The organism is Endozoicomonas euniceicola, assembly GCF_025562755.1.
In the GTDB taxonomy this organism is placed as follows: Bacteria; Pseudomonadota; Gammaproteobacteria; order Pseudomonadales; family Endozoicomonadaceae; genus Endozoicomonas_A; species Endozoicomonas_A euniceicola.
Genome location: NZ_CP103300.1, coordinates 1,896,217 through 1,908,816, shown reverse-complemented (window position 1 = coordinate 1,908,816; position 12,600 = coordinate 1,896,217). Strand labels below are relative to the sequence as shown.

Annotated in this window: 3 protein-coding genes; all 3 read left to right on the top strand. The window is 53.8% G+C overall.

Annotated features, from left to right (window positions below):
• The first annotated feature begins 92 nt into the window (after window positions 1-92).
• Complete coding sequence (locus tag NX720_RS07260; protein ID WP_262600370.1) at window positions 93-4,550, top strand: DUF1601 domain-containing protein; 4,458 nt, start codon at window positions 93-95, stop codon at window positions 4,548-4,550.
• 299 nt (window positions 4,551-4,849) lie between these two features.
• Window positions 4,850-8,200 (top strand): DUF1601 domain-containing protein, encoded by a 3,351-nt coding sequence (locus tag NX720_RS07255; RefSeq protein WP_262600369.1) that lies wholly within the window; start codon window positions 4,850-4,852, stop codon window positions 8,198-8,200.
• A 98-nt stretch (window positions 8,201-8,298) separates the two neighbouring features.
• A complete protein-coding gene (locus NX720_RS07250) occupies window positions 8,299-12,558 on the top strand; it encodes a DUF1601 domain-containing protein (protein WP_262600368.1) in 4,260 nt (1,419 codons plus the stop codon).
• Window positions 12,559-12,600: the final 42 nt, after the last annotated feature.

The window sequence follows — 12,600 nt, the reverse complement described above, 5'->3', positions numbered from 1 at the left end:
GGTGAACCCATAGCCTTGGAGGTCGAGTCGCCCAAGGGTAATTTTTCAAAAAGTGCTGGTTGTCAGGCGCCTGTTGACTATCCTTCCATGCCATGAATTTCCCCTCCCCGGTGACCAATGCCCAGCATGGCTATCCAGGCCAAAAAGTTCTGGAGTATCTTGCTCAACTCCAGCAACGGAACGCCTGGCTTAAGCAGCCACTTGACTGGTCGCAAAAAGAACCAGAATCGTCACAGAAAGGGAACACTCCCTCGCCAAGCAGTCCTGAGTTTATTGAAGAGAGATTTACCAGCATGACCAGACTCTTTTTTTTTCTGGCTTTCCTGTTGCTGTTGCCATTATGCCACGGACATGATCCCTTGTTCGAACCTTACCTGCCTGTCCCGCAGGCTCTGGGTATTGGTAATTTCGACAAACCTGAGGTCAGTTCCCTGGCTATTATGACCTGGATGATGGCGGGTCATAGGGGGGCTGCTTCCGGACAGGTCGATTGGCCGTTTGCAGGCTATTTCGGGTTTGGAGATAGTCGCTTCACCGGTCAGAAGGCCCACCCTGAAATGGTGTCGGCCATGCCGACCCCTGAGGCCGGTTCGGTTGAAACCCTGCTCTGCCTTGAGCCTGCCACCCACACAATTAATCCACTGCCTTACAATTGTCGCTCCCTGCCAGCCGATGCCTGTGGCCTGGTTGCAAGCCATGACCCTGAAGTGGTTGACGGGGAGCCAGCTCCCCTGTTTTTCCCCGTTCCCTGTGACCTTCCTTTCACGAAGGCAGGCGCCAGCCTGTATCCATTGCCCTGTGACGATGAACTCTGTCTGGGCTGGGAGAGTCATTCGCAGAAAATCACCCTTGACTTCTCTCAGGCCAGAGTACCGGATAATTTCCTGAGGCTGGTTCGACGCGCCGGTGTGCTTCCCGGGTGGTTCTATCAAACCACTGATCAGCAGGGGCAGGTTATTTACTACTGGTATGATTCGCAGGGCAATCGCCACAGCATCAGCCAGCAAGAGTACCGGCTGATGCTGTCCGGGTTATTTGAAAGCCTGATGCACCGATTCTACCCTGAGTTTTTCGACCCCCCGCTTCCGGCGGGCGGTGGCTGGCATATATGGCTCTATACGAGAAAGAGCAAGCCAGCAGGACGACAAGGCAGTGGCCGTGGGGGAGCAGATGGGAGAGCAGGAGGGAGAGGAAAGATACAACTGGCTGCCGGAGGAAGAGGGGGCAACCCAGACAGAAAAAGACCAGACAGTAAACCAGGTCAAAGGCCTATCGCTTATGTCAAGCCTCAACCAAGAGCGGGAGCCACCGGGACAAGGAAGATGCCAGAGAAGGCTCCGGACACCAGGGCAGCTGAAACAATAGCGAGCCTGGTGAAGGAGTTTAAAACAGGCGATCTGGAAGCGGCAGCAAAAAGGTTTAAGAAAAAATACAACGGTAAAGATCATAGCTACTTTTGCAACCGGATCAAGTTAGCCACCAAGGAGCGAGGTTTTTCCCTGACACTGGAAGAGAAAAAACAATTACAACCTTTTGTCACTCATTTAGCAGAGGTTATTTCTTCCAGTCGGTTTAGTGGCAAGCACGTCAGCATCTGTGTACACAGCTTGACGTCAAGCCAGTTGCTCTACCCATTCGTAAGCGATAGGGGTTTAGCAAGGGAGATTAACGCCTTAACTAAAGCTTTGCTGATTCGAGTGGCTCAAGTCAGGGACCTTGATAGTCAAGGGCTCTCCAGCCTGGTGTGGGCGCTGGCGAAACTGGTGGAGAAGGGGCTCGAAATACAACAGACCCGCAGTGCGGTGACGGCGCTGTTGCCGCAGGTGGTGCAGATGGCGGAGCAGTCAAAGAAAAAGCACGAAAAAAACAGCTCAGAGGTGCAGGTAACAGAGCAGGCCAGCAGGGCGCAGTTGCCGCAGGCGGCAGAGGAAACGAGTCCCCGGGACGGGTTCAGCTCTCAAGGGGTCTCCAACGTGCTGTGGGCGCTTGGGAAACTGGTGGAGAAGGGACTCGAAATGCAACAGGCCAACAGTGCGGTGACGGAGCTGTTGCCGCTGTTGGTGCAGATGGCAGAAGGAGCGAGCCCCCAGGCCGGGTTTAATCCTCAGGAAGTCGCCAACCTGCTGTGGGCGCTGGCGAAACTGGTGGAGAACGGACTCGAAATGCAACAGGCCAACAGTGCGGTGACGGCGCTGTTGCCGCAGGTGGTGCAGGTGGCAGAGGGAGCGAGTTGCCAAGATGGGTTTATTCCACAACACGTTGCCAGCCTGCTGTGGGCGCTGACGAAACTCATGGAGAACGGACTCGAAATACAGCAGGCTCACAGGGCGGTGACGGCACTGTTGTTGCGGGTGGCACAGATAGCAGAGGAAACGAGTCCCCGGGACGGGTTCAGCTCTCAAGGGGTCTCCAACGTGCTGTGGGCGCTGGGGAAACTGGTGGAGAACGGACTCAGGATGCGACAAGCCAACAGTGCGGTGACGGCGCTGTTGCCACTGGTGGTACAGGTGGTAGAGCAGAGCAGCAGGGAGGTAGTAGAGGAAACGAGCCCCGAGGCCGGGTTCAATTCTCAAGGGGTCACTAACCTGCTGTGGGCGCTGGCGAAACTGGTGGAGAACGGACTCGAAATGCAACAGGCTCACAAGGCGATGAAGGCACTGTTGTCGCAGGTGGCACAGATAGCAGAGGGAACGAGCTCTCATGCCGGGTTCACTTCTCAAGGGATCTCCAACCTGCTGTGGGCGCTGGCGAAACTGATGGAGAACGGGCTCGGAATGCAGCAGGCTCACAGGGCGGTGACGGCACTGTTGACGCAGGTGGTACAGATAGCAGAGGGAAAAAGCCTCCGGGCCGGGTTTAATCCTCAGGAAGTCGCCAACCTGCTGTGGGCGCTGGCAAAACTGGTGGAGAACGGACTCGAAATGCAACAGGCTCACAAGGCGATGACGGCACTGTTGCCACAAGTGGTGGAGGTGGCAGAGAAAAAGAGCCTCGAGGCCGGGTTCAGTTCTCAAGCGGTCTCCAACCTGCTGTGGGCGCTGGCGAAACTGATGGAGAACGGGCTCGGAATGCAGCAGGCTCACAGGGCGGTGACGGCATTGTTGACGCAGGTGGTACAGATAGCAGAGGGAAGGAACCTCCGGGCCGGGTTTAATCCTCAGGAAGTCGCCAACCTGCTGTGGGCGCTGGCGAAACTGATGGAGAACGGGCTCGAAATACAGCAGGCTCACAGGGCGGTGACGGCACTGTTGCCGCAGGTAGTACAGGTGGCAGAAGGAGCGAGCCCCCAGGCCGGGTTTAATGCTCAGGAAGTCGCCAACCTGCTGTGGGCGCTGGCGAAACTGGTGGTGAACGGACTCGAAATGCAGCAGGCCAACAGGGCGGTGACGGCACTGTTGTTGCAGGTGGTACAAATGTCAGAGGGAACGAGCCTCCGGGCCGGTTTTGTTCCACAACACGTTGCCAACCTGCTGTGGGCGCTGGCGAAACTGGTGGAGAACGGACTCGGAATGCAGCAGGCCCACAGGGTGGTGACGGCACTGTTGCCGCAGGTGGTACAGGTGGCAGAAGGAGCGAGCCCCCAGGCCGGGTTTAATCCTCAGGAAGTCGCCAACCTGCTGTGGGCGCTGGCGAAACTGATGGAGAACGGGCTCGAAATGCAGCAGGCTCACAGGGCGGTGACGGCACTGTTGCCGCAGGTGGTACAGGTGGCAGGGGGAATGAACCTCCGGGCTGGGTTTAATGCTCAGGAAGTCGCCAACCTGCTGTGGGCGCTGGCGAAACTGGTGGAGAACGGACTCGAAATGCAGCAGGCCAACAGGGCGGTGACGGCACTGTTGTTGCAGGTGGTACAGATGGCAGAGGGAACGAGCCCCCAAGTCAAGTTTAACTCTCAGGATATAGCCAGCATACTTTGGTCAATAGCTTTCCTGGGAGAATTTATTGAGCCTCAAACAATTGAGGGCGTATTAAATAGCGTCTCTTTTGATAAACAATATTCAGTATTACCACAAGCTCAGCTGCTTTGGAGTTTTATGGTATTTATGGCCAGAAAGGTTTCAATTAATAACCAGTTAATATTGCTGGTGAAATCCTGGTATCAAACTTTGGCACAACAAAAAAATGATGAGCAATTGGAATCACTGTTAACAATAGCCAGGATATGGCTTGAGCAAGAACCATTTTTTAATCCAAAATACGAAACTTGTTCCTCCCAATTACAGAATGACTTTAAAACCAAATTGACTAATAAATTTCCCAATATAGAGTTCTCAGAGGAACAGTCTTTTGAAAATTTACCTCCGCTTGATTTTTTTATAGGTAATCCCTATCGATTAGGTATTGAAATTCAGGGGCCACATCATTATACGGACCAGGAGTCATTATCAAAAACAGGAAAGACGATCCTGAAGGTTGAGACATACAAAAAGGTAGGCCTCGATGTCATAGAAGTGCCTTACAGGCATCTGAATAGAGATAATTTAAGTTGGGTTTGGGCTATTTTGTTGAAAAAACAGAGTGTGATTCAGCAACCTCGATCATCTCAGTAAATATTCGGTGAACCCATAGCCTTGGAGGTCGAGTCGCCCAAGGGTAATTTCTCAAAAAGTGCTGGTTATCAGGCGCCTGTTGACTATCCTTCCATGCCATGAATTTCCCCTCCTCGGTGACCAATGCCCAGCCTGGCTATCCAGGCCAAAAAGTTCTGGAGTATCTTGCTCAACTCCAGCAACAGAACGCCTGGCTTAAGCAACCACTTGATTAGTCGCAAAAAGAACCAGAATCGTCACAGAAAGGGAACACTCCCTCGCCAAACAGCCCTGAGTTTATTGAAGAGAGATTTACCAGCATGACCAGACTCTTTTTTTTTCTGGCTTTCCTGTTGCTGTTGCCATTATGCCGCGGACATGATCCTTTGTTTGAACCTTACCTGCCTGTCTCGCAGGCTCTGGGTATTGGTAATTTCGACAAGCCTGAGGTCAGTTCCCTGGCTATTGTGACCTGGATGATGGCGGGTCATAGGGGGTCGGCTTCCGGGCAGGTCGATTGGCCGTTTGCGGGCTATTTCGGGTTTGGAGATAGTCGCCTCACCGGTCAGAAGGCCCACCCTGAAATGGTGTCGGCCATGCCGACCCCTGAGGCCGGTTCGGCTGAAACCCTGCTCTGCCTTGAGCCTGCCACCCACACAATCAATCCACTGCCTTACAATTGTCGCTCCCTGCCAGCCGATGCCTGTGGCCTGGTTGTAAGCCATGACCCCGAAGTGGTTGACGGGGAGCCAGCTCCCCTGTTTTTCCCCGTTCCCTGTGACCTTCCTTTCACGAAGGCAGGCGCCAGCCTGTATCCATTGCCCTGTGACGATGAACTCTGTCTGGGCTGGGAGAGTCATTCGCAGAAAATCACCCTTGACTTCTCTCAGGCCAGAGTACCGGATAATTTCCTGAGGCTGGTTCGACGCGCCGGTGTGCTTCCCGGGTGGTTCTATCAAACCACTGATCAGCAGGGGCAGGTTATTTACTACTGGTATGATTCTCAGGGCAATCGCTACAGCATCAGCCAGCAAGAGTACTGGCTGATGCTGTCCGGGTTATTTGAAAGCCTGATGCACCGATTCTACCCGGAGGTTTTCGACCCCCCGCTTCCGGCGGGCGGTGGCTGGCATATATGGCTCTATACGAGAAAGAGCAAGTCAGCAGGACGACAAGGCAGTGGCCGTGGGGGAGCAGATGGGAGAGCAGGAGGGAGAGGAAAGATACAACTGGCTGCCGGAGGAAGAGGGGGCAACCCAGACAGAAAAAGACCAGACAGTAAACCAGGTCAAAGGCCTATCGCTTATGTCAAGCCTCAACCAAGAGCGGGAGCCACCGGGACAAGGAAGATGCCAGAGAAGGCTCCGGACACCAGGGCAGCTGAAACAATAGCGAGCCTGGTGAAGGAGTTTAAAACAGGCGATCTGGAAGCGGCAGCAAAAAGGTTTAAGAAAAAATACAACGGTAAAGATCATAGCTACTTTTGCAACCGGATCAAGTTAGCCACCAAGAAGCGAGGTTTTTCCCTGACACTGGAAGAGAAAAAACAATTACAACCTTTTGTCACTCATTTAGCAGAGGTTATTTCTTCCAGTCGGTTTAGTGGCAAGCACGTCAGCATCTGTGTACACAGCTTGACGTCAAGCCAGTTGCTCTACCCATTCGTAAGCGATAGGGGTTTAGCAGGGGAGATTGACACCTTAACTAAAGCTTTGCTGATTCGAGTGGCTCAAGTCAGGGACCTTGATAGTCAAGGGCTCTCCAGCCTGGTGTGGGCGCTGGCGAAACTGGTGGAGAAGGGGCTCGAAATACAACAGACCCGCAGTGCGGTGACGGCGCTGTTGCCGCAGGTGGTGCAGATGGCGGAGCAGTCAAAGAAAAAGCACGAAAAAAACAGCTCAGAGGTGCAGGTAACAGAGCAGGCCAGCAGGGCGCAGTTGCCGCAGGCGGCAGAGGAAACGAGTCCCCGGGACGGGTTCAGCTCTCAAGGGGTCTCCAACGTGCTGTGGGCGCTTGGGAAACTGGTGGAGAAGGGACTCGAAATGCAACAGGCCAACAGTGCGGTGACGGAGCTGTTGCCGCTGTTGGTGCAGATGGCAGAAGGAGCGAGCCCCCAGGCCGGGTTTAATCCTCAGGAAGTCGCCAACCTGCTGTGGGCGCTGGCGAAACTGATGGAGAACGGGCTCGAAATGCAGCAGGCTCACAGGGCGGTGACGGCACTGTTGCCGCAGGTGGTACAGGTGGCAGGGGGAATGAACCTCCGGGCTGGGTTTAATGCTCAGGAAGTCTCCAACCTGCTATGGGCGCTGGCGAAACTGGTGGAGAACGGACTCGAAATGCAGCAGGCCAACAGGGCGGTGACGGCACTGTTGTTGCAGGTGGTACAAATGTCAGAGGGAACGAGCCTCCGGGCCGGTTTTGTTCCACAACACGTTGCCAGCCTGCTGTGGGCGGTGGCGAAACTGATGGAGAACGGACTCGAAATGCCGCAGACCAACAGGGCGGTGACGGCACTGTTGACGCAGGTGGTACAGATGGCAGAGGGAACGAGCTCTCATGCCGGGTTCACTTCTCAAGGGATCTCCAACCTGCTGTGGGCGCTGGCGAAACTGATGGAGAACGGGCTCGGCATGCAGCAGGCTCACAGGGCGGTGAGGGCACTGTTGACGCAGGTGGTACAGATAGCAGAGGGAAGGAACCTCCGGGCCGGGTTTAATCCTCAGGAAGTCGCCAACCTGCTGTGGGCGCTGGCGAAACTGATGGAGAACGGGCTCGAAATGCAGCAGGCTCACAGGGCGGTGACGGCACTGTTGCCGCAGGTGGTACAGGTGGCAGGGGGAATGAACCTCCGGGCTGGGTTTAATGCTCAGGAAGTCGCCAACCTGCTGTGGGCGCTGGCGAAACTGGTGGAGAACGGACTCGAAATGCAGCAGGCCAACAGGGCGGTGACGGCACTGTTGTTGCAGGTGGTACAGATGGCAGAGGGAACGAGCCCCCAAGTCAAGTTTAACTCTCAGGATATAGCCAGCATACTTTGGTCAATAGCTTTCCTGGGAGAATTTATTGAGCCTCAAACAATTGAGGGCGTATTAAATAGCGTCTCTTTTGATAAACAATATTCAGTATTACCACAAGCTCAGCTGCTTTGGAGTTTTATGGTATTTATGGCCAGAAAGGTTTCAATTAATAACCAGTTAATATTGCTGGTGAAATCCTGGTATCAAACTTTGGCACAACAAAAAAATGATGAGCAATTGGAATCACTGTTAACAATAGCCAGGATATGGCTTGAGCAAGAACCATTTTTTAATCCAAAATACGAAACTTGTTCCTCCCAATTACAGAATGACTTTAAAACCAAATTGACTAATAAATTTCCCAATATAGAGTTCTCAGAGGAACAGTCTTTTGAAAATTTACCTCCGCTTGATTTTTTTATAGGTAATCCCTATCGATTAGGTATTGAAATTCAGGGGCCACATCATTTTACGGACCAGGAGTCATTATCAAAAACAGGAAAGACGATCCTGAAGGTTGAGACATACAAAAAGGTAGGCCTCGATGTCATAGAAGTGCCTTACAGGCATCTGAATAGAGATAATTTAAGTTGGGTTTGGGCTATTTTGTTGAAAAAACAGAGTGTGATTCAGCAACCTCGATCATCTCAGTAAATATTCGGTGAACCCATAGCCTTGGAGGTCGAGTCGCCCAAGGGTAATTTCTCAAAAAGTGCTGGTTGTCAGGCGCCTGTTGACTATCCTTCCATGCCATGAATTTCCCCTCCTCGGTGACCAATGCCCAGCATGGCTATCCAGGCCAAAAAGTTCTGGAGTATCTTGCTCAACTCCAGCAACAGAACGCCTGGCTTAAGCAGCCACTTGACTGGTCGCAAAAAGAACCAGAATCGTCACAGAAAGGGAACACTCCCTCGCCAAGCAGTCCTGAGTTTATTGAAGAGAGATTTACCAGCATGACCAGGCTCTTTTTTTTTCTGGCTTTCCTGTTGCTGTTGCCATTATGCCACGGACATGATCCCTTGTTCGAACCTTACCTGCCTGTCCCGCAGGCTCTGGGTATTGGTAATTTCGACAAACCTGAGGTCAGTTCCCTGGCTATTATGACCTGGATGATGGCGGGTCATAGGGGGTCTGCTTCCGGGCAGGTCGATTGGCCGCTTGCGGGCTATTTCGGGTTTGGAGATAGTCGCCTCACCGGTCAGAAGGCCCACCCTGAAATGGTGTCGGCCATGCCGACCCCTGAGGCCGGTTCGGCTGAAACCCTGCTCTGCCTTGAGCCTGCCACCCACACAATTAATCCACTGCCTTACAATTGTCGCTCCCTGCCAGCCGATGCCTGTGGCCTGGTTGCAAGCCATGACCCTGAAGTGGTTGACGGGGAGCCAGCTCCCCTGTTTTTCCCCGTTCCCTGTGACCTTCCTTTCACGAAGGCAGGCGCCAGCCTGTATCCATTGCCCTGTGACGATGAACTCTGTCTGGGTTGGGAGAGTCATTCGCAGAAAATCACCCTTGACTTCTCTCAGGCCAGAGTACCGGATAACTTCCTGAGGCTGGTTCGACGCGCCGGTGTGCTTCCCGGGTGGTTCTATCAAACCACTGATCAGCAGGGGCAGGTTATTTACTACTGGTATGATTCGCAGGGCAATCGCCACAGCATCAGCCAGCAAGAGTACTGGCTGATGCTGTCCCGGTTATTTGAAAGCCTGATGCACCGATTCTACCCGGAGGTTTTCGACCCCCCGCTTCCGGCGGGCGGTGGCTGGCATATATGGCTCTATACGAGAAAGAGCAAGCCAGCAGGACGACAAGGCAGTGGCCGTGGGAGAGCAGATGGAAGAGCAGGAGGGAGAGGAAAGATACAACTGGCTGCCGGAGGAAGAGGGGGCAACCCAGACAGAAAAAGACCAGACAGTAAACCAGGTCAAAGGCCTGTCGCTTATGTCAAGCCTCAACCAAGAGCGGGAGCCACCGGGACAAGGAAGATGCCAGAGAAGGCTCCGGACACCAGGGCAGCTGAAACAATAGCGAGCCTAGTGAAGGAGTTTAAAACAGGCGATCTGGAAGCGGCAGCAAAAAGGTTTAAGAAAAAATACAACGGTAAAGATCATAGCTACTTTTGCAACCGGATCAAGTTAGCCACCAAGAAGCGAGGTTTTTCCCTGACACTGGAAGAGAAAAAACAATTACAACCTTTTGTCACTCATTTAGCAGAGGTTATTTCTTCCAGTCGGTTTAGTGGCAAGCACGTCAGCATCTGTGTACACAGCTTGACGTCAAGCCAGTTGCTCTACCCATTCGTAAGCGATAGGGGTTTAGCAGGGGAGATTGACACCTTAACTAAAGCTTTGCTGATTCGAGTGGCTCAAGTCAGGGACCTTGATAGTCAAGGGCTCTCCAGCCTGGTGTGGGCGCTGGCGAAACTGGTGGAGAAGGGGCTCGAAATACAACAGACCCACAGTGCGGTGACGGCACTGTTGCCGCAGGTGGTGCAGGTAACAGAGCAGGCCAGCAGGGCGCAGTTGCCGCAGGCGGCAGAGGAAACGAGCCCACGGGACAGGTTCAGCTCTCAAGGGGTCTCCAACGTGCTGTGGGCGCTGGGGAAACTAGTGGAGAAGGGACTCGAAATGCAACAGGTCAACAGTGCGGTGACGGCACTGTTGCCGCTGGTGGTGCAGATGGCAGAAGGAACGAGCCCCGAGGCCGGGTTCAGCTCTCAAGGGGTCTCCAACCTGCTGTGGGCGCTGGCGAAACTGGTGGAGAACGGACTCAGGATGCGACAGGCCAACAGTGCGGTGACGGCGCTTTTGCCACTGGTGGTGCAGGTGGTAGAGCAGAGCAGCAGGGAGGTAGTAGAGGAAATGAGCCCCGAGGCCGGGTTCAATTCTCAAGGGGTCACCAACCTGCTGTGGGCGCTGGCGAAACTGGTGGAGAACGGACTCGAAATGCAACAGGCTCACAAGGCGATGAGGGCACTGTTGCCGCAAGTGGTGGAGGTGGCAGAGAAAAAGAGCCCCGAGGCCGGGTTCAGTTCTCAAGCGGTCTCCAACCTGCTATGGGTGCTGGCGAAACTGGTGGAGAACGGACTCGAAATGCAGCGGGCCAACAGGGCGGTGACGGCGCTGTTGTCGCGGGTGGCACAGATAGCAGAGGGAACGAGCTCTCATGCCGGGTTCACTTCTCAAGGGATCTCCAACCTGCTGTGGGCGCTGGCGAAACTGATGGAGAACGGGCTCGGAATGCAGCAGGCTCACAGGGCGGTGACGGCACTGTTGCCGCAGGTGGTACAGATAGCAGAGGGAAGGAACCTCCGGGCTGGGTTTAATCCTCAGGAAGTCGCCAACCTGCTGTGGGCGCTGGCGAAACTGATGGAGAACGGGCTCGAAATGCAGCAGGCTCACAGGGCGGTGACGGCACTGTTACCGCAGGTGGTACAGGTGGCAGAGGGAACGAGCTCTCAGGCCGGGTTCACTTCTCAAGGGGTCTCCAACCTGCTGTGGGCGCTGGCGAAACTGGTGGAGAACGGACTCGAAATGCAGCAGGCCCAAAGGGCGGTGACGGCACTGTTGCCGCAGGTGGTACTGATGTCAGAGGGAACGAGCCTCCGGACCGGGTTTGTTCCACAACACGTTGCCAGCCTGCTGTGGGCGCTGGCGAAACTGGTGGAGAACGGACTTGAGATGCAGCAGGCCCAAAGTGCGGTGACGGCGCTGTTGCCGCTGGTGGTGCAGATGGCAGAGGGAGCGAGCCTCCAAGCCGGGTTTAATCCTCAGACAGTCGCCAACCTGCTGTGGGCGCTGGCGAAACTGGTGGGGAACGGGCTCGAAATGCAGCAGGCTCACAGGGCGGTGACGGCACTGTTGCCGCAGGTGGTACAGGTGGCAGAGGGAGCGAGCCCCCAGGCTGAGTTCAGTTCTCAAGGGGTCGCCAACCTGCTGTGGGCGCTGGCGAAACTGGTGGAGAACGGACTCGGAATGCAGCAGGCCCACAGGGTGGTGACGGCACTGTTGCCGCAGGTGGTACAGGTGGCAGAAGGAGCGAGCCCCCAGGCCGGGTTTAATCCTCAGGAAGTCGCCAACCAGCTGTGGGTGCTGGCGAAACTGGTGGAGAACGGGCTCGAAATGCAGCAGGCTCACAGGGCGGTGACGGCACTGTTGCCGCAGGTGGTGCAGGTGGCAGAAGGAGCGAGCCCCCAGGCTGAGTTCAGTTCTCAAGGGGTCGCCAACCTGCTGTGGGCGCTGGCGAAACTGGTGGAGAACGGACTCGAAATGCATCAGATTCACAGGGCGGTGACGGCATTGTTGTCGCAGGTGGTACAGATGGCAGAGGGAACGAGCCCCCAAGTCAAGTTTAACTCTCAGGATATAGCCAACATACTTTGGTCAATAGCTTCCCTGGGAGAATTTATTGAGCCTCAAACAATTGAGGGCGTATTAAATAGCTTCTCTTCTGATAAACAATATTCAGTATTACCACAAGCTCAGCTGCTTTGGAGTTTTATGGTATTTATGGCCAGAAAGGTTTCAATTAATAACCAGTTAATATTGCTGGTGAAATCCTGGTATCAAACTTTGGCACAACAAAAAAATGATGAGCAATTGGAATCACTGTTAACAATAGCCGGGATATGGCTTGAGCAAGAACCATTTTTTAATCCGAAATACAAAACTCGTCCCTCCCAATTGCAGAATGACTTTAAAACCAAATTGACTAATGAATTTCCCAATATAGAGTTCTCAGAGGAACAGGCTTTTGAAAATTTACCTCCGCTTGATTTTTTTATAGGTAATCCCTATCGATTAGGTATTGAAATTCAGGGGCCACATCATTTTACGGACCAGGAGTCATTATCAAAAACAGGAAAGACGATCCTGAAGGTTGAGACATACAAAAAGGTAGGCCTCGATGTCATAGAAGTGCCTTACAGGCATCTGAATAGAGATAATTTAAGTTGGGTTTGGGCTATTTTGTTGAAAAAACAGAGTGTGATTCAGCAACCTCGATCATCTCAGTAAATATTCGGTGAACCCATAGCCTTGGAGGTCGAGTCGCCCAAG